The sequence below is a fragment of the Enterocloster sp. genome (genome assembly GCF_057861365.1).
Genome location: NZ_DBMACH010000009.1, coordinates 1 through 19,169 on the forward strand (window position 1 = coordinate 1; position 19,169 = coordinate 19,169).

Below are 19,169 nucleotides of genomic sequence, written 5' to 3' on the forward strand. Positions count from 1 at the left end.
AGCCTCCGACTGTCTTTTCGGGTCCGGTTTATGATCCTGGTCTCCGTAAACCGTTCCCTCTGTACAGCTTCCATTTGTAATAAATACCAGATCCTGTTCTGTAAGAGGAATCTGTGCTTTTGCGCCATTTATCATGCAGTCCAGAAATTTTGCCGTCTTTTTTCCCTCTCTGATGTCAAACTCCACATTTGTCACTGCAACTCCAAAGCGAAATTCCACACCGGCTTCTTCCAGATACCGTTTCAGAGGAAGGATCAGTGATTCATACTGATTGTAGCGTGTAAATTTCAATGCTGAAAAATCAGGAAGGCCGCCGATATGATGAACAAAACGCCTGAGATAAAGCTTCATTTCCAGAGCGCTGTGCCAGTTCTCAAAAGCGAACATGGTGCGCCAGTAAAGCCAGAAGGGCGAGTCAAATACTTCATTGTCAAATACATCTTCTATGGTTTTATCATACAGGTCTTCATCGCAGGTAAAAAACAGCCTCATAATCTGACGTCCCGCCTTTTCGCTGAGACCAAAATACCCCTGTGTACAGGCAGGCTTTCCCTGTTTTTCCGTTACCCTGCAGAGGGAATAATTGGGATCAGCCTTATTAAGCCAGTAAAATTCATCCAGCACCGAGGCCCCCGGCGTATCAAGCGAAGGGATGGATCGAAACAGATCCCACAGGCATTCAAAATGATTCTCCATCTCACGTCCGCCGCGCATAATATATCCTCTCGATGAATCCAGAATTCCGTCGCAGGCTCCCCCTGTACGGTCAGAGGCTTCCAGAATATGGATTTTATCCCCGGACATTCCGGCATCCCGGATCAGAAAACAGGCCGCCGCCAGAGAAGCCAGACCACCGCCGATTAACCAGGCCGACTTTTCTTCTATTCCCTCAGGTTTTTCAGGACGGGCAAATGCCTCATAATTGCCTTTGGAATAATAAATCCTCTGATTTTCTCCCTTTGACCCTTTATTTTTACAGGAGGAATTGCTGTCCGTAAGCCTGTACATCCGTTCCTTTTTCCGGCTGGCCATCATAAGGACTGCTCCTGTTCCCGCAGCCATCATTCCTGCAGCCCCCGCCTTCCACATTTTTCCCTTTTTCATAGACTTTCCTTTCGTTTTTACCAAGTATCCGGCACAGGCCTTTCATCCGCCCATGCTGCAGATCTGATGATAGTCTGTACCGAAATCCGGATTTTTAATCGAAAAGCGTTTTTCTAATTCCAGGGCATTGGCTGGGAATGAATCTTACAGCCCTCTGACATGACAGCCTCCTGGAGCAGCAGAGCCATATAGCTGTCCTGAAGAGCATCCCTTAAAGGATAAATTTCTTTTCCCGAATCGAGATACTCTCTCATATCATAAAGCATACAGGCAATGGCATATTCATCCTCAATCTCATCCAGATACAGCTCAGGCTTCCAGCCCCGGACACAATCCCTTAAACGTTTTGTTTCAAGCTGTCTGTACCGTGAATCTAATTCCGGCATAAGATATAGGGTTTCAGGGAAATTTTCTTCTGTAAGCCTGTAAAGAATCTGATCCGTAAGCTCTCCTTTCTGCCCGCGAACGGTCACATGGCGGCTGCGTATAAAAGACCGGTACTGTTCCCCCGAAAAATCATAAAGCGCCGTCTTTCCGGAAGCAAATTCAAACAGAGCCATGATTCTCCCCCGGCTGCTTACAGAACCATCCGTAATAGCCCCCTGACGGGAATCTGTTTCTGTCAGCGGAAACGTAAACTGCTTTCCTATAACAGAAAAGCGTTCATGCCCCATCAAAAGATATTTTCTGATCAGACTGGCCCCATGGTATTCATGTACCAGCGACAGATACATGGAGTCTGGCTGCCCTATGGCTTCATTTTGAATCTGATGCAGTCCTGCCCTGAGTGTGGGACAATGAAAATACTGCTCGCAGACCTGAATTTTACAATGGTATTTCTCTTTTAATTCCCAGATTCGTCTTAACTGTTTCAGAGTGCATCCAATCGGTGTTTCAGTAAGCACAGGATAGCCCATCAACGCCCATTTCTCTGCCACATCTGCAATATTCCCTTTATTTACTGCCACAACCACGAAATCCGGTTTGGAGTTTTTGCAGTCCTCGTCTGATACAGTTGTGGGAAAGCCTGTTTCCCCATGAGCCTTTGCGGCCTTCTCCTCAGATCTGCATAATATGTATTTTAGTGTAAACAGCTCCGGATACCGTCTGGCAATTCTCCCGTAAAACATGGCTCTGAAGCCGGAGCCGATGATAACAAATGACAATGGTCTCATATTTCCTCCCTGATCCGTTTTTCCAGCTCCCTCTCATACTGCACTTCATCTATCGGAAGAGAAACAGGCGCTCCCATCCAGGCAGAAAGATAGGCGGCATTGGTAAGCTCCAGAGAATTTAAGCCTTCCAGCCCATTGACTCTGACCGGACGTTTTTCCAAAACAGCCTGTGCAAAATCCGCCAGCATTTCCTCATAGGGTTCTTCATCCTGAGGAAATGTTTCCTCTGTAACTCTCTCCTTCAGTTCTTCTCTGGAATTGCAGGAAGCCGTCCTTTTATATTCTTCCAGATCCCGATCATACAGATGAAGGGTCAAATGGCTGTCCTCCAAAAGAAGCGTTCCCTTAGATCCCACAATTTCCAGCCGTTCGGTCCAGGTTCCTTCTCCCGTAGTAAGAATAAATACTGCTGTTTTCTTATCCGGATATTTCATCACAATCGTAGCCTCATCATCCACTGAAAAATCGTTATATTTTCCATAGGGAATCAAAGCGTAAAGGCTTTCCGGCATTCCAAAAAGCCACTGCCAGATATCAAGCAGGTGCTGTCCCTGGTTTAAAAGCGCACCGCCTCCTTCTCCCCTCCAGCTGCTTCGCCAGCTTCCGGATTTATGATAATGCCAGGTTCTGTAATATCTGGAGTTCTCCATCAGAATACGGCGGATTTGTCCCAGAGTCCCACTTTCAAGAAGCTCATGGATCCGTTCGTACTTTGGATACATCCTCTGATGAAACATCATTGCAAAAACAAGATCCTTCTCTTCTGCCTTCTGACGGATCTTCAGGCACTGCCCCATGGAAACGCCTATGGGCTTATCACAGAATATATGCTTTCCCTTATCAAATGCCTGTATAATCATCTCCGGATGCAGCTTATGGGGCGTAACTATAAGACAGGCGTCAAACAGCTCTGAGGCATCAAACAACTTCTCTGTGTCCTGAAAGACAGGAAGCTCTCCGCCAAGCTCCGCTTTTGCCCACTGACTGCTTTCATGGCTCCTGCAGCAGACTGCCCCAAGACACATCCCGGAAATCCTTCCCTCCTGTATCATTTTCGCATATTTTTTTCCCATTGTACCGATCCCAATAACGGCCATTCTGATTTTTTCCATCCGTCTTCCCTTCCTTTCTGTTTTAAGCAGCAGGCGGGCCGGAAAACGTTTCCCGGCCCGCCTGATTCATCATTTACTCCGGATCATTCACGGCGCAGCCGTAAATAAAGAATCCTCTATGGGTATTGTAAACACCTTATCACCAGAATGCAATAGACAGATTAAATAGCTTTCAACGAAGATAGCTTATTCTCCAATACAACGACTGCTTTGAACCCTGATTTAAAATCAGTGCTAACAAATTGAAATAGGCAGCCTTTTTTATAGCTGCCTACCCGCCAATGGAATATTTGGATTCGGGCATTACCCATGCCTTCCTACGGTCTATTTTATTATATTCACAAACAGACCCTTTATCCATGCAAGGACAATATTTTATTATATAAAGCCCTCCAATTTGTCGGTAAAATGTTCATCTTATATATATCCAGTTTCGTTTTCCATATAAGTTTATCCAATTCCTCTGCCAACATATCCCCATCCTTCTGCGGCAGTATTTTCTTTAACGCATACAATCTTGAATACAGATTTGTATTATCTGGAAGAACATCGGAACTGTCCCTATTATCTGGTATTACCACTGAAGAAGTCATACCTGCCAGCATAGAATGATGCGCACAGTAATTTCTAAGATTCCTGATCGCATCCAGCCATGTATCCATCTGTTTTGTTGTTTCTTTTTTATAATTATTTCCCGGATAGGTATAATTCAATACTTCCTTTCGCAAATCACCACGCAAATATGAATAAAGCATAACAATCGTTCCCATTTCAAAATATGAAAATGCCGCCCATACAGGCAATACATTATTTTGACGGGTTCCTCCCCTGCGATACTCTTTCAATTCCGGATGTTTAACCACATCTCTTCTCAGTTTTTCTTCATCACTGGTCAAGCCGGCAAAAAACCTTGTATTAAAAAATAATACATTTTTATTTCTGGTCTTTTTATCCTTTTCACTTCTGGTAGGAGTATAATATTGCTTATCCAGATAAAAACCTGCATCTCCAGTCTTTAGTGAAATCGCATTCGCAATCGCACTTTTAAAATAGACTTCTGCCTTCTTACAATATTTGAATAATAACAATCTCAGCTGCATATCGAAATCATACAACTCAAAGAAAACCTTTGCATCTGCTTTACTTCCAAATACATTGACCTGTGTTAACAGATATTTTCCATAACGGCTTGCTCTAAAGTATCCTGCATATTCTAAAAAATCTCTCATCTTTTTTCTCTGTCGAAAGTTTACATACTTTTTCATAAGTACCACCTGATTTTCCAAATCTATAGGCAATTCAGTATTTGACACTCATAACACCTTCTTTCATAGTAAAAAAAAAGAATGGATATACCATTCTTAATCCCGCCAATGGAATATTTGGATTCGGGCATTACCCATGCCTTCCTACGGTCTATAATTATAGTAACACATGCAAAGCAAAACTTCAACCACCTTTTTCACCTGAACCTTCGCAGTTGAAGCCACCCAAAATAAATAAGTATGTACCCCTGAACTACGCAGCATGCGGGCCGGAAAACGTTTCCCGGCCCGCATGATTCATCATTTAGTTATTCTGCAACCTACTCAATGGGTTCAAAATCAGCTGCGCCATGCTTGCACAACGGGCAGATAATATCATCCGGCAGAGTATCTCCCTCATAGATATAGCCGCATACCTTGCACACAAAGCCCTTCTTGCCATCTGTCTGAGGCTTCGGCTTTACATTGTTCTGATAATAGGTGTAGGTCATGGTCTCCCGATCGCTCATCACCCTTGCTTCTGTTACGGAGCAGATAAACATACCGTGAGTATCCAGATCCACATACTGATCTACCTTTAATGACATAAAGGCATTGATATACTTGGGCAGGAAAGCCAGGCCATTGTCCGAACGGCAGATCTTCATACCTGCAAATTTATCTGCCTGACGGCCGCTTTGGAATCCAAAGGTTTCAAATATCTTGAAGGGAGCTTCCACGGACAGGCAGTTTACATTCATAATACCGGTCTGCTTGATCACATGATGGGAATAGTTGGCCTTGTTAATGTTCACAGCTACCCGCAGAGGCGTATCTGTCAGCTGCGTTACCGTATTTACAATGAGGCCGTTATCCCTTGTTCCGTCATTTGAGGTCACTACATAAAGGCCATAGCCGATCTTAAAGAGAGCCTTCATATCATGCTTATTTGCCGTGACCTGAGAACGGGCAATATACTCCTCACAGAGTTCAGCAGCCATTCTGTCAATCTGCTCTCTGTTCTCACTGCTCAGTGAGGACTGAATGGTAATCTTATCCTTTAACCAGGTAATATCCTTTGACTTTTCAAACATAGCCTTCATGGTCTTTGCCGCCAAAGGCGCCCAGGAACCATTTTCAATCAGGCCGATGGTGCGCTTGCAGTATCCCCGCTCTGTCAGATGGTCAATAAAGGTCCTCATAAACGGGAAAATCTCCGCATTGTAAGTAGTAGTTGCCAGTACCAGCTTTCCGTAGCGGAAGGCATTTTCCACTGCCTTTGACAGATCCATACGGGCTAGGTCGCAGACTACTACCTCCGGACAATTTTTTTCACGCAGTCTGGAGGCCAAAAGCTCAACTGCCCTCTTTGTATTTCCATAGACAGAGGTATACGCAATAACCACACCCTCTGACTCTGCCTCATAGGAGGACCAGATATTATATTTTTCAAGATAATGCCCCAGATTTTCCTTGAGAACCGGTCCGTGAAGAGGGCAGATCGTCTGGATATCAAGAGCTGCAGCTGCCTTTAAAAGCTTCTGCACCTGTGCACCGTATTTTCCCACAATACCGATATAATAGCGGCGGGCTTCATCGTCCCAGTCCTCCTCTGCATCCAGAGCACCGAATTTTCCAAAACCATCCGCAGAAAACAGCACCTTATCTGTACTGTCATATGTCACCATAACCTCCGGCCAGTGTACCATAGGCGCAAATACAAAGGTCAGTACATGAGAACCCAGAGTAAGCGTATCTCCGTTTTTCACCTCAAGAGTATGTCCCTCCAAATTCATATCCGGAAAAAACTGTCCCATCATGGCAAACGCCTTGGCGTTGGATACAATGGTTGTATTGGGATAATTTTTCATGAAATTATAAATATTTGCGGAATGATCCGGCTCCATATGCTGGATAATCAGATAATCCGGCGCCTTTCCCTTTAAAATACCGGACAGATTGTCCAGCCATTCGTGAGTGAATCTGGCATCAACCGTATCCATAACAGCACACTTCTCATCGCAAATCACATAGGAGTTATAGCACATCCCGTTGGGAACCTTATACTGTCCTTCAAAAAGATCTACGCTGTGATCATTAACGCCTGCATAAATAATATCTCTGGTAATTTCCATTATTATGCCCCTTTCTTCGTGATAGCTTTATTTTACCACGAATATGACGATTTTTCTATTAAAATCAGGTCTCATATTGTTAATTTTTTATTAATCCTCCCAGAGCATAACATATTCCTTCTGCCCTGTCATCTCATCGGTTTCTTCCATCTGAATCCGGAAGCTCTCCCTCTGATAAAAACGTACAGCTCTGGTATTTTTTGCATATACCCTCAGAGTCAGTCTGGAATGCTGCTTTTTTATATAGTCAAGGAGACGGCCCCCTATCCCCTGTGACCAACTCTGGCTTTGCACAAAAATCCCCGCAATATACTCTCCGTCCAGTCCCACAAAGCCCTGAATTTTTCCTGAACCCTCTTCTTCCCATACATAAATTTCAGCCTCTGCAAGCATTCCCCTCACCGCTTCAAAATGATCCCTCCAGTATGAGGCAGGAATAAAATCATGTGCCTTAATATTTGTATCCAGCCAAATCAACGCAACCGGATCAAGATCTGATTGTTTCATACTACGTATCACACTATACTCTCCAATTTTGAATTTTCTAACAGCAAAAAGCGTCCGCATCGTTTAAACCATGCAGGCGCTTTTAATTTACAACTTTTTATTGGTTGGTGCAAGTTTTTTTATTTCTTTTTCAAGATTTATTATACTGCTTATGCTTATAAATATATCAGAACATTTTTCCAAGTGTACAGATATGGCTAAAAATTACATCTTAAATATAACGGCAAATATGATCCACTGCTATATCTGAAAACCCATAGGCTTCCGCCTTTGTCATTTTTCCATTGCAAACCTCTATGACTTCCTTTAACAATCGTTCTCCCGCTTCTTCAATCGTACAGGTTCCTTCCATTATCTCACATACACCTATATCAATGTTATCATGCATACGTTCAAACGTATCTCGATTTCCGGTTACTTTAAGAACTGGTGCCAGCGCATGTCCCGTTGGTGTTCCCCTGCCTGTGGTAAACACAATAAGACTGCCCCCCCCCCGCTACCATTGAGGTAACAGATGCAATATCATAGCCAGGAGTATCCATAATAATTTCGCCTTGTTTTGTAGGTCTTGCTGTCTCAGGCAGAACTTCCACAATGGGCCTTGTACCTCCTTTACGGATACATCCCAAACTTTTTTCTTCCAATGTAGATAATCCCCCTGTTTTATTTCCCGGTGTCGGCTGGCCTGTCCGGCAGTCCTGTCCTGCTAAAGCCAGATGCTTCTCATAATCTTTACAAATCTGGATAATCTGATTATGAATCTCAGGAGTTGCACCACGTTTTGCTCACTTAGACAAATTTTATTATCTATTTACAATAGTTATATGATTTAGAAGCAGAAGTCAACATTTTTCATTATTTTCTTTATAAAGTTGTATGTTTTATAGCTATTTTTACATTAGTTGTAATTTATATCTTTTTATATTTTGACGTTTTATACAGTCAGCCCCCGGTCTGTGTGGTCATTTTATCATTTTTTTGGTATTTTGCGTCCTGTTTTATGTTTTTTTACAATTAAATGCTGTCCAGGTGAACAATAACCACTTCCGGCCTGTTATTAAACCGTACCGGGATGATACTGTTTCCTATTCCTCTGCTGACAATCATAGTTGTACGGTTTTCTGAATAGGCTCCTGCATCATATTTGGGAAAAATCCCCTGACCAGGCGCGATCAATCCACCGATAAAAGGCAACCTGAACTGTCCGCCATGGGCGTGTCCGCTTAATACCAGATCAATGCTTTCGGACACATAGGTTCTGAAATACTCCGGTCTGTGAGACAGCAAAATGCAGTAATCTTCCGTAAGCTTCATCCCCTTTATTTTATTTTTTAATGCGCTTTCTTTTTCAGATAAATTCCCAGTGGTAAAATCCGGATCGTCCAGACCTGCAATCTGTATCCTTTCATTATCCTTCATAAGCCCTACGGATCTGTCATGCAGGATGATAACACCTGTATCAAGCAGTTTCTCCTCTAATTCCTGATACCGTCCGCCAATCCACGCTTCATGGTTTCCTGTCACATAATAGCATGGTGCAATCTCTGTAAGTCTTTTTATCAGCTCCTCCGCTATTTTCATATCGGTTCTTTTGGAATCTACAAAATCTCCAGTTACAGCAATCATATCCGGACTTTCTTTTTTGATTATGGACGTCAAACGGCAATTATTTTCTCCATACTCCCCATTATGCAGATCCGATACAACGGCGATTTTGTATTGGTCAAATGCAGCCGGAAGACTGTCGCTTAAAACAGTATAATGTGTAATACCAACCGTGTTATTCTGCCAGCCGGTCCATATTATCAACGCCGCTGCTACCGCCGCCAGTTTTATATGTTTCACTATTTTCACCTCCGGGGAAATTTCGTCTATGATCCATCCGTTATTTAAAAATCAAATACAGTGCAAGGATAATCCCATTCATCTATCTACCATTTTCCTTCCTTAGCGTGTTTCTGTTTTACCTTTCATCTGTGTTCTTTTCCATCACCTGGGTAATCTGCTCATAGCCATGTCTATGCAGAACCCTGCTCCAGTACAGGCCAAACCAGATCCTGATATACACCTGCATTATAATCTATAGATTAATGCATCGTAAAGCGCAAATCCGTTTCAAACCGCAAAAAACCCTTGAAAATGCCCATTTCTGAGCTTTTCAAGGGTTTTAACCTAGATTTTATTCAGGAAATTACTTACCCATCTGAGCCGCAACCTCAGCTGCAAAATCCTCATTCTTCTTCTCAAGACCCTCTCCGGTCTCGAAACGAACGAACTTCTTGATCTTAACGTCTGCATTGTTTGCCTTTGCAACAGCTGCAACATACTGAGCTACACTCTGCTTGCCATCCTCAGCCTTTACATAAACCTGATCTAACAGACAGAATTCCTTTAATTCTTTGTTGATACGTCCCTGGATCATTCCCTGGATTACCTTCTCAGGCTTGGAAGCCTCTTTAGGATCATTCTGGATCTGAGCCATCAGGATGCTCTTCTCATGCTCGATGAAAGCCTCGTCAACCTCATCTCTGCTGGTGAACTGCGGCTTTAATGCAGCTGCCTGCATAGCTACGTTTCTAGCCATCTCTTTGATCTCGTCATTTACAACGTTGGTCTCAACGTCAACCAGAACGCCGATCTTTCCGCCTGCATGGATGTAGGAAGCAACAAAACCGTTCTCCTCTGTTACCTTCTCAAAACGGCGGATATTCATGTTCTCGCCGATGATGGAAATCTGAGAGGAAAGAGCCTCTTTTACAGTCAGGGACTCATCCTTAGCCCACTTCTCAGCCATAAAGCTGTCCATATCAGCTGCGGAAGAAGCCAGAGCCTGTGCTGCTACGTCTGCAACGTATGCCTGGAATACGGCATTCTTTGCAACGAAGTCAGTCTCAGCATTAACCTCTACTACTACTGCGGTCTTCTCATCAGCAGTCAGTAATGTATCTACGATACCTTCAGCCGCAATACGTCCAGCCTTCTTAGCTGCGCCTGCAAGTCCCTTTTCTCTTAAGAACTCAACAGCCTTTTCCATATCGCCGTCTGTAGCTGCAAGAGCCTTCTTGCAGTCCATCATTCCGGCACCGGTCATCTCTCTCAACTCTTTTACCATTGCTGCGGTTACTGCCATCTTGTCATCCTCCAATATTAAAAGTTTTAATTACGCCTCTGCACCCTCTGCTTCAAATGCATCTGCAGGTACTTCGATCTCTATTGCGCCCTCTAAAACTTCGCCCTGCTTAGCCTCGATCACAGCGTCAGCCATCTTGGAAACGATCAGCTTAACAGCTCTGATAGCGTCGTCATTGCCAGGGATCACATAATCTAACTCTTCAGGATCGCAGTTTGTATCAACGATACCTAACAGGGTGATACCCAGAGTATGAGCCTCCTGAATACAGATGTGCTCCTTCTTGGGATCTACTACGAAGATTGCGTCTGGAAGCTTCTTCATATCCTTGATTCCGCCCAGGTTCTTCTCTAACTTGTCCCATTCCTTCTTTAACTCGATTACTTCCTTCTTTGGAAGAACATCAAAGGTTCCGTCCTCAGACATAGCCTCGATCTCTTTCAGTCTTGCAATACGGCTCTGGATGGTCTTGAAGTTGGTCAGCATACCGCCTAACCATCTCTCGTTTACATAGTACATACCGCAGCGCTCTGCCTCAGTCTTGATTGCTTCCTGAGCCTGCTTCTTTGTACCTACGAACAGGATAGTGCCGCCCTCAGCTGCGATATCAGATACAGCCTTGTAAGCCTCATCTACCTTTCCTACAGACTTCTGTAAGTCAATGATGTAGATGCCGTTTCTCTCTGTGTAGATGTATGGAGCCATCTTAGGGTTCCATCTTCTTGTCTGGTGACCGAAGTGTACACCAGCTTCCAGTAACTGCTTCATAGAAATTACGCTCATGTTTATACCTCCGTTTGGTTTTTAGCCGAACCGCTGAGCATGGGTTCCGGCATCGTCCGCCTGCTTCTCATGCTTCTTCAGAAGACCTCAGGCTCTGCCCCAGGCACCTTTCCAAAAAATCCACAGACGTGTTTTTTCAGCCTTTCTACTATATCATAAAAAAAGACAGCTTGCAAGCACTTTTTGCAAGCTGTCTTTTATCTTTTTGATAAAATCCTATTTCAGATTTGAATTAGACGCCTTAATGGCCTTTAACTCATCAAACACCACGTCGTTGAGAACCTTGATATAGGTACCCTTCATGCCGGAGGAACGTGACTCAATCACACCAGCGCTTTCAAACTTGCGAAGTGCATTTACGATCACAGAGCGGGTAATACCAACCCTGTCTGCAATCTTGCTGGCTACCAGAATGCCCTCATTTCCGTTAAGCTCTTCAAAAATATGGATAATGGCTTCCAGCTCCGAGAAAGACAGGGTGCTGATGGCAGACTTTACAATCTGAACCTTTCTTGTTTCCTCTGCATTTTCCTCATTCACAGAGCGCATCATCTCAAGTCCTACCACCGTAGTGCCGTATTCGCTGAGGATGATATCATCAATATCATACTGGCTGTCTGATTTATAAATAAATAATGTACCCAGACGCTCCCCTGCAATATCGATGGGGGTAATAATGGCCTGATACTTTTTCACGTTCTCCTCCGCAAAGCCCAGCGTTGCCAGGTTTACGTTCTCCTTTGTAGACAAAACACTGAGAAGACGTTCATTTAACATTTTGTCAACAAAGCCGCCTACCTGATCTTCGATCAGCTCCTCGATCTCATCCACGCCTGGGCAGAGACTTACGCCAAGGACTTTGCCCTTCCTGCTGATAACAAGGATATTGGATAACAGGATCTCACTCAAAACTTTGCAGATGTCATTAAAAACAACCTTATGTGAATTGTTGTTATGCAATAGCTTGTTGATTTTTCTTGTTTTGTCCAACAATTGAACGCTCATAATCGAAACCCTCCTTATCTCAAAGGTATACTATACTAATAATTGAATTTTAGCACAATTTCAAAGCAATAACAAGAGTTTTTTGAAGTTTTCGATTATTTTAAGATATTTGTCTTTTTCTACTTTTCTTTTTCTGCCGGATCCATACGATAACCGCAGGTTTCATCCGCGCAGAGCAGCTTACTGCCCTTTTCTACCATATAAGAGCCGCACTTGGGACATTTTTGAGTGGAAGGCTTCTGCCAGGACATGAAGTCACAGTCCGGATTTGCCTCACAGCCGTAATAAAGACGGCCCTTTTTCGTCTTCTTGCGCACCACCTCTTTGCCGCACTTGGGACAGGGAACGCCGATCTTCTCCAGATAGGGTTTCGTATTTTTGCAGTCCGGAAAGCCAGGGCAGGCCAGGAACTTTCCATGGGGACCGTATTTGATCACCATGTTCCTTCCGCAGAGTTCACAGATTTCATCCGTAACTTCATCCTCGATCTTAACCGATTCCAGCTCCTTTTCCGCGATCGTTACCGCCTCGTCCAGATCTGGATAAAAATTACTTACCACGGTTTTCCATGCCACCGTGCCGTCTGCCACCTTATCCAGAAGGGATTCCATATTTGCGGTAAAGCTCACATCTACAATGCTTGGGAAGGACTGCTTCATGATCCGGTTTACTACCTCTCCCAGCTCTGTCACATAAAGATTTTTATTTTCCTTTGCAACATAGCGTCTGGCAATAATGGTAGTAATGGTGGGCGCATAGGTACTGGGACGTCCGATTCCCTGCTCCTCCAGCGCCTTTACAAGGGAAGCCTCTGTATAGTGAGCCGGCGGCTGGGTAAAATGCTGGCTGGGCTCCAGTTTTTCCAGAGAAAGCGCACTTCCCTTTTCCATGGCTCCCATGGTCTGGCCCTTCTCCTCTTCATCATCTGCATCTACATATACAGACATAAAACCGTCAAAGGACAGCCGGGACGCAGCTGCACTGAACAGCTGGTTTCCTCCCCGGATTTTTACCATGGTCGTCTCATACACGGCCGGAGCCATGCGGCTGGCAGCAAAACGCTTCCAGATCAGCTGATACAGACGGAAAAGGTCTCTTGGAAGAGACTCCTTTACCATTACAGGAGTAAGGGATATATCGGTAGGGCGGATAGCCTCATGAGCATCCTGGATCTTTCCCGCATTCTTTTTGGCCGGTTCGCCTGCAGCCATATAGTTTTCTCCATAGTGCTCTTTTACAAAGGCTCTTGCCGCAGCATCTGCTTCTTCCGCGATACGGGTAGAATCGGTTCGCAGATAAGTGATCAAACCAATGGTGCCGTGCCCCTTTACCTCTACGCCCTCATAAAGCTGCTGAGCCAGGCGCATGGTCTTCTGGGTCGAAAAATTAAGAGCCTTTGAGGCTTCCTGCTGCATGGTACTGGTGGTAAACGGAATCGGTGCTTTTTTCACACGCTCTCCCTTTTTCACCTCATCCACAAGGTAGGATACGTTTTCTAAATCCTTCATAACCGCATCCAGCTCTGCCTTGCTGCGGATCACCATCTTTGCGCCCTTTGCCTTTTCCTCCTTTCCGCTGTCTGCAGGGCCGTAATAACGGGCAGTCAGAGGCTTTTTCATTCCGGCAATTTTAAAGGACGCGTCCAAGTTCCAGTATTCCTCAGGAATAAATGCATTGATCTCATCCTCACGATCGCAGATCATGCGCAGAGCCACAGACTGAACGCGGCCGGCGCTTAAGCCTCTCTTAACCTTTGCCCATAAAAGCGGACTGATGCGGTAGCCTACCATACGATCCAACATCCTGCGGGTCTGCTGAGCATTGACCAGATTCATATCCAGCGTTCTCGGAGCCTTTAAGGAAGCCTTTACTGCATTTTTAGTAATCTCATTAAAGCTGATGCGGTAAACGGATTTATTCTTTACCTCATCCAGCTTTAAAGCCTTCATCAGATGCCATGAAATGGCTTCTCCCTCACGGTCCGGGTCCGTTGCCAGATAGATCTTATCTGCCTTTTTTACCTCCTTGCGCAGCTTCGCAAGAACATCTCCCTTTCCGCGGATCGTAATATATTTTGGTTCATAACCATGCTCCGGATCAAAGCCAAGCTGGCTTTTAGGCAGATCCCTTACATGGCCTCCGGAAGCGTCTACCTCGTAGCTGCTTCCCAGAAACTTTTTTATGGTTTTCACCTTTGCAGGTGATTCTACGATTACCAGATGATTCGCCATGGTGTAAAACTCCTTATTTTGTGTTACTGATTCTTTCTGTCAGTTTCCCCTTGGGGCCATATCATAAATCCCCTCTGACATAGTACAGACCTGTTGTCCGCACTGCATAGCCTTCCAGCTCCAGAGTGAGAAGGACATCCATGGACTGGCTTACAGAAAGTCCTGCCCTCGCTGCGATTTCCTCTGCATGGAGCGGTTCGGAATCCAAGCAACTATACACCATTTTTTCACGCTTTGCAAGTCCCTTCTCAATTTTTTCCCCCGCCCGGTCTTTCTTTTTGTAGGAAATGCCCATGTTTTCCAAAAGGTTTTCCGCAGACAGGAGGACAAAAGCACCGGAAGCGATAAGCTGATTGCAGCCTTCGCTTAAGGAATCTGTAATCCGTCCCGGAACCGCATAAATATCCTTTCCCTGATCCAGTCCTGTTTGTGCTGTAATCAGGGAACCGCTCTTTTTTTTGGCCTCTATCACCAAAACTGCGTCTGAAAGACCACTGATGATCCGGTTTCTCATGGGGAAATTGCGGGCCAGAGGCGGGGTATCCGGGGGATACTCCGATATAAGACCGCCCTGTTCCCCAATTTGAGTATACAGGCTGTAATTGGACCTGGGATAACAGATATTTACGCCGCAGCCCAGAACTGCAAAGGTTTTTCCACCTCCATCCAAAGCGCCTTTATGTCCGGCTCCATCGATTCCCCGAGCCAGGCCGCTGATAATCGTTACGCCTGCCTCTGCCAGCTCTTTCGCCATATGCTCTGCCGTCTGCCGGCCATAAGCCGAACACTCCCTGGCACCGATAATAGCCGCCGCCGGTTCATCTTCTTTTGGGAGATCTCCTTTCACATACAAAGCAGCCGGAAAGTCATACATGGAAAGAAGACGGGACGGATAATCCGGATCCAGATGCGTGATAAAACGGATTCCTTTTTCTGCCAGACGGTAATATTCCTCTTCCATCGGATAAAATTCCTTTTTCCAGGCATCATACCGTATGCAGCTTTCCTCTGTCTTTAAGATCCCCGCTTTTTGAAGTTCCATTCCTTCTATATAATATGCATTTCGATAGCTTCCTGCAAATGCTCCGATCCGTTTTACAGTCACAGCTCCCATTCCCTCCATCCGGATGAGCCAGTGCAAAAACAGCCGTTCTAATCCTTCTCCCGTCCCCATAACCGTCCCTCCAGTGTGCGGTATCCAAATGCCTCTGCCAGGTGTTCCCGCCTGATATTTTTCTCTCCTGCCAGATCCGCTATGGTTCTGGCTGTCTTTAAAACCTTATGATAACTTCTGGCACTTAATCCTCTTATTTCATAAACTTTTTCGGCAAACTCCCGTTCCCTTTCTCCCAACGGACAAAAACGCCGGATTTCCGCCGGCCCCATCCGGCTGTTAAAGCGGATTTTCGTTCCTTCAAAGCGCTTTTTCTGTATTTTTACGGCCCGTTCCACCCGTGTGCGGATCTCTTTTGAGGATTCATTTTCCGCCGGAGTCTCTTCCAGCTCCCGAAAGGAAACAGGAGCCGCCTCCACCCCCATATCGAAGCGCTCTAAAATAGGGCGGGACAGCCTTCTTAAATATCCCTGGATCTGCGCCTCTGTACAGCTGCACCGGTTACGGTCCGGAAAAAAGCCGCAGGGGCAGGGATTCATGGCTCCCACAATGAGAAAATCCGCCGGAAACTCACAGCTTCCCCAGACACGGCTGATCATAATTTTCCGGTCTTCCAGAGGCTGACGCAGCGCCTCTATGGCGCCGCGGCCAAAATGAGGCAGCTCATCTAAAAACAGCACGCCTCCCGAAGCAAGTGAAAATTCTCCGGGAACCGGAAAGCGGCCGCCTCCCGTAAGGCCCTGAGGAGAAATCGTGTGGTGGGGACTGCGGAAGGGCCGCTTAGAAAGTAGCGGACGCCCAGAGGGAAGCTTGCCGCAGACGCTGTAAACTCTGGATATCTCTATATCCTCTTCTCTGGTGAGACCAGGAAGAATCGTGGGGATACGGGAGGCTACCATAGATTTTCCGGTTCCCGCACTGCCGCACATCAAAAGGCCGTGCATTCCCGCCGCAGCCACCTCTGCGGCCCGCCTCAGTACTCCCTGCCCGTTTATCTCTTTGAAATCCACTGAATCTCCTTCGCATGATCTATCATTCTCCTCCTCTTCTGTCTCCTCTTTCTGTCCTGTACTTTTCCAGTCCGGCCTGGCCAGCGTCTGGACCAGCTCTTTCAGCGAGCGGATTCCGATGATCTGTATTCCTTTTATGAGCCTCCCTTCCCTTTCATTTTCCCCCGGCAGGATACACTGTCTCAATCCCCCTGCTCTTGCGGCCTCCGTATGGACCAGAACTCCCGGAACTGGTTTTACGCTTCCATCCAGCCCCAGCTCTCCAATCACAAGACATTCTCCCAGTCCGCCTGTATCTAAGACCCCAAAAGCACCTAATACTGCGACTGCAATGGGAAGATCAAAGGCCGTTCCTCCCTTTTTCACACCTGCCGGCGACAAATTTACCGTAATCTTTTTAGCCGGAAGCTGAAAGCCAGAATTTTTTAACGCGGTCCGGACCCGCTCCTGTGCTTCCCTGACCTCTGTGGACAGCTGACCGGATATGGAAAAACCTGGAAGACCATTTGCCACATCCGCCTCCACAGACACCGGATATGCCCCGATTCCCTGTATTCCGCTGCTGTTAATCCTTGTAAACATAAACCCTCCTCCTGTTTCGTTAAAAAGGTACACTTCGCCCCTGACTCGCCAATGGTAAACGGGAATAAAAAAGATAAAACCAATGAAATTCAGATATGATCAAACAGATTTGAAAAATTTGTTTAATAGATCAAACAGATATTTTTACTATACCGGATAACCTGCAAAATAGCAAGTAAAATTTAAGAGCCATACCAGCCGTTGGAACTCTGTCCGCTTCTGCTGATATGGCTCCTGTATTTTATTCTCTGTAGCCGTCCGGATTCATGGACTGCCATCTCCAGGAATCGGCACACATTTCCTCAATTCCCTTTTCAGCAACCCAGCCTAACTCCTCTTTTGCCTTTGTGCAGTCCGAGTAGCAGGTTGCGATATCTCCGGCCCTGCGGGGCTGAATTTCATACTTTAAAGTTTTGTGGCAGGCTTTTTCATAGGCATGAAGCACATCAAGGACGCTGTAGCCTACGCCTGTACCCAGGTTGTAGATGCTGACACCCTCTTTGGATTCCAGCTTCTTCATGGCCTTTACATGGCCTTTCGCAAGGTCTACCACATGGATATAATCTCTTACGCCTGTGCCGTCCGGTGTGTCATAATCATTTCCGAATACATTTAAATGATCTCTCTTACCGATCGCTACCTGCGCAATATAGGGGACAAGATTGTTCGGAATTCCCTTGGGATCCTCTCCGATCCTTCCGCTCTCATGGGCGCCGATTGGGTTAAAGTAACGCAGCAGCACTACATTCCACTCCGGATCTGCAGTATGGAAATCCGTCAGGATCTGCTCCAGCATTCCCTTGGTGCGTCCGTAGGGATTAGTGATCTCACCCTTGGGACATTTCTCTGTAATGGGGATCTGTGCAGGATCGCCGTATACCGTTGCAGAAGAGCTGAATACAATGTTCCTTACGCCGTGATTTCTCATCTCATCACACAGGATCAGCGTTCCTGTAATATTATTGTGATAATATTCCAGAGGCTTCTGAACGGATTCACCTACTGCCTTTAAGCCTGCAAAATGGATCACAGCCTGGATGGATTCCTGATCGAAAATCCTTTTTACCGCCTCGCGGTCCAGCAGATCTGCCTGATAAAATTTCAGCTTCTTTCCCGTGATCTCCTCAACACGCTCCAGAGCCTTCTCACTGGAATTGTAAAGATTGTCTACGACTACTACCTCATAGCCTGCATTCAGCAGCTCTACGCAGGTATGGCTTCCGATATATCCGGCGCCTCCCGTTACTAAAACAGCCATGTCATTTCCTCCTTATCCTGTCTTTCCTACTCAGTATAAACGGAAATCATTTCCATGACAATGCATATTTTTTTAATTTATTTACACTTTTATCCTGTATTTTAGATATTTATGGCGCTACCGCTTAAAAATGCTCAAATTCTGCCCGAAGCTTCCCTATCGCCCGCTTTTCAATCCGGCTGACATAGGATCTGGATATCCCCATACGGGCTGCAATTTCCCTCTGTGTATGCTCCCTGCCCCGAAAGAGGCCGTACCGCATGGAAATGACCTGTTTTTCCGGATCTGTCAGGCAGCGGTCAAAGGCCCGGTACATTTCCCTGATATCCTGATCCAAGATCAGCCCGTCTATGGTTTCGGGATTTTCCATCTCGATCACGTCCATCAGACTTACGGTTTCTCCGTCCTTGTCTACTCCGATGGGTTCATAGAGGGATACCTCTCTTGCAAGTTTCTTATTGCTTCTGAGCTTCATCAGCACTTCGTTTTCCACGCACCGGGCCGCGTACGTCGCCAGTTTTGAACCTTTGTCTGCATTAAATGTATTGACTGCTTTTATCAGTCCGATGGTTCCCACCGACAGAAGATCCTCTGTTTCGTAATCCGGGCACTGATATTTTTTTACCACATGGGCTACCAGACGCATATTATGCTCAATGAGCATATTTCTGGCAGACTGGTCGCCCCCTTTGCAGCGCTCCAGACACTCCTTTTCTTCCATCTGGGATAATGGTTTTGGAAAAGTTTTCAAAGAAAGCCACCCCTGCATATTCTTACTT

General features: G+C 45.6%; 17 protein-coding genes. All 17 read right to left on the reverse strand.

Features of this window, described 5'->3' with window-relative positions:
* Positions 1-1,104, reverse strand: a 1,104-nt coding sequence (locus ACZM6M_RS10890) for an oleate hydratase (protein WP_489490417.1), incomplete at its 3' end; no start/stop codon positions are given.
* 113 nt (positions 1,105-1,217) lie between these two features.
* Positions 1,218-2,279 (reverse strand): Gfo/Idh/MocA family protein, encoded by a 1,062-nt coding sequence (locus ACZM6M_RS10895; RefSeq protein WP_066548037.1) that lies wholly within the window; start codon positions 2,277-2,279, stop codon positions 1,218-1,220.
* On the reverse strand, positions 2,276-3,391 hold the full coding sequence (locus tag ACZM6M_RS10900; protein WP_337434100.1) for a Gfo/Idh/MocA family protein: 1,116 nt from the start codon (positions 3,389-3,391) through the stop codon (positions 2,276-2,278). Before ACZM6M_RS10900 ends, ACZM6M_RS10895 begins: the two co-directional genes overlap by 4 nt.
* 353 nt (positions 3,392-3,744) lie before the next feature.
* Positions 3,745-4,656: an Abi family protein gene (locus tag ACZM6M_RS10905; RefSeq protein ID WP_242962990.1), complete on the reverse strand. Its 912-nt coding sequence runs from the start codon at positions 4,654-4,656 to the stop codon at positions 3,745-3,747.
* Positions 4,657-4,976: 320 nt separating this feature from the next.
* Entirely contained in the window at positions 4,977-6,770 is a 1,794-nt protein-coding gene (locus ACZM6M_RS10910; RefSeq protein WP_489490418.1) for a flavin reductase, read from the reverse strand.
* A 90-nt stretch (positions 6,771-6,860) separates the two neighbouring features.
* Positions 6,861-7,289, reverse strand: a complete 429-nt coding sequence (locus ACZM6M_RS10915; protein ID WP_418926337.1) for a GNAT family N-acetyltransferase — start codon at positions 7,287-7,289, stop codon at positions 6,861-6,863.
* A gap of 199 nt (positions 7,290-7,488) precedes the next feature.
* Complete coding sequence (locus ACZM6M_RS10920; RefSeq protein WP_296038793.1) at positions 7,489-7,752, reverse strand: UxaA family hydrolase; 264 nt, start codon at positions 7,750-7,752, stop codon at positions 7,489-7,491.
* Positions 7,697-8,038, reverse strand: coding sequence for a hypothetical protein (locus tag ACZM6M_RS10925; protein ID WP_489490440.1), 342 nt, complete (start codon positions 8,036-8,038; stop codon positions 7,697-7,699). Before ACZM6M_RS10925 ends, ACZM6M_RS10920 begins: the two co-directional genes overlap by 56 nt.
* Before the next feature lie 253 nt (positions 8,039-8,291).
* Positions 8,292-9,122: a metallophosphoesterase gene (locus ACZM6M_RS10930; RefSeq protein WP_337434102.1), complete on the reverse strand. Its 831-nt coding sequence runs from the start codon at positions 9,120-9,122 to the stop codon at positions 8,292-8,294.
* A 346-nt stretch (positions 9,123-9,468) separates the two neighbouring features.
* The gene (gene tsf / locus ACZM6M_RS10935; RefSeq protein WP_296038797.1) at positions 9,469-10,407 is read right to left on the reverse strand and encodes a translation elongation factor Ts; all 939 of its coding nucleotides are present in this window, start codon (positions 10,405-10,407) and stop codon (positions 9,469-9,471) included.
* A 30-nt stretch (positions 10,408-10,437) separates the two neighbouring features.
* A complete protein-coding gene (gene rpsB / locus ACZM6M_RS10940) occupies positions 10,438-11,190 on the reverse strand; it encodes a 30S ribosomal protein S2 (protein WP_419504471.1) in 753 nt (250 codons plus the stop codon).
* 216 nt (positions 11,191-11,406) lie between these two features.
* Positions 11,407-12,195: a GTP-sensing pleiotropic transcriptional regulator CodY gene (codY, locus tag ACZM6M_RS10945; RefSeq protein WP_066548012.1), complete on the reverse strand. Its 789-nt coding sequence runs from the start codon at positions 12,193-12,195 to the stop codon at positions 11,407-11,409.
* 119 nt (positions 12,196-12,314) lie between these two features.
* On the reverse strand, positions 12,315-14,426 hold the full coding sequence (gene topA / locus ACZM6M_RS10950; RefSeq protein WP_419504231.1) for a type I DNA topoisomerase: 2,112 nt from the start codon (positions 14,424-14,426) through the stop codon (positions 12,315-12,317).
* A 61-nt stretch (positions 14,427-14,487) separates the two neighbouring features.
* Complete coding sequence (dprA, locus tag ACZM6M_RS10955) at positions 14,488-15,600, reverse strand: DNA-processing protein DprA (protein ID WP_489490419.1); 1,113 nt, start codon at positions 15,598-15,600, stop codon at positions 14,488-14,490.
* On the reverse strand, positions 15,579-17,132 hold the full coding sequence (locus ACZM6M_RS10960) for a YifB family Mg chelatase-like AAA ATPase (protein WP_489490420.1): 1,554 nt from the start codon (positions 17,130-17,132) through the stop codon (positions 15,579-15,581). The genes dprA and ACZM6M_RS10960 overlap by 22 nt, the downstream gene beginning before the upstream one ends.
* Positions 17,133-17,373: 241 nt before the next feature.
* A complete protein-coding gene (gene galE, locus ACZM6M_RS10965) occupies positions 17,374-18,390 on the reverse strand; it encodes a UDP-glucose 4-epimerase GalE (RefSeq protein ID WP_489490421.1) in 1,017 nt (338 codons plus the stop codon).
* 124 nt (positions 18,391-18,514) lie between these two features.
* A complete protein-coding gene (sigK, locus tag ACZM6M_RS10970) occupies positions 18,515-19,159 on the reverse strand; it encodes an RNA polymerase sporulation sigma factor SigK (RefSeq protein ID WP_278284200.1) in 645 nt (214 codons plus the stop codon).
* Positions 19,160-19,169 lie beyond the last annotated feature (10 nt).

Bases quoted from the DNA above. Each gene is read 5' to 3' on its own strand.
- rpsB (WP_419504471.1), bottom strand. From the start codon at position 11,190: ATGAGCGTAATTTCTATGAAGCAGTTACTGGAAGCTGGTGTACACTTC.
- ACZM6M_RS10895 (WP_066548037.1), bottom strand. From the start codon at position 2,279: ATGAGACCATTGTCATTTGTTATCATCGGCTCCGGCTTCAGAGCCATG.
- sigK (WP_278284200.1), bottom strand. From the start codon at position 19,159: ATGCAGGGGTGGCTTTCTTTGAAAACTTTTCCAAAACCATTATCCCAG.
- ACZM6M_RS10910 (WP_489490418.1), bottom strand. From the start codon at position 6,770: ATGGAAATTACCAGAGATATTATTTATGCAGGCGTTAATGATCACAGC.
- ACZM6M_RS10900 (WP_337434100.1), bottom strand. From the start codon at position 3,391: ATGGAAAAAATCAGAATGGCCGTTATTGGGATCGGTACAATGGGAAAA.
- codY (WP_066548012.1), bottom strand. From the start codon at position 12,195: ATGAGCGTTCAATTGTTGGACAAAACAAGAAAAATCAACAAGCTATTG.
- ACZM6M_RS10905 (WP_242962990.1), bottom strand. From the start codon at position 4,656: ATGAAAAAGTATGTAAACTTTCGACAGAGAAAAAAGATGAGAGATTTT.
- galE (WP_489490421.1), bottom strand. From the start codon at position 18,390: ATGGCTGTTTTAGTAACGGGAGGCGCCGGATATATCGGAAGCCATACC.
- tsf (WP_296038797.1), bottom strand. From the start codon at position 10,407: ATGGCAGTAACCGCAGCAATGGTAAAAGAGTTGAGAGAGATGACCGGT.
- topA (WP_419504231.1), bottom strand. From the start codon at position 14,426: ATGGCGAATCATCTGGTAATCGTAGAATCACCTGCAAAGGTGAAAACC.
- dprA (WP_489490419.1), bottom strand. From the start codon at position 15,600: ATGGGGACGGGAGAAGGATTAGAACGGCTGTTTTTGCACTGGCTCATC.
- ACZM6M_RS10960 (WP_489490420.1), bottom strand. From the start codon at position 17,132: ATGTTTACAAGGATTAACAGCAGCGGAATACAGGGAATCGGGGCATAT.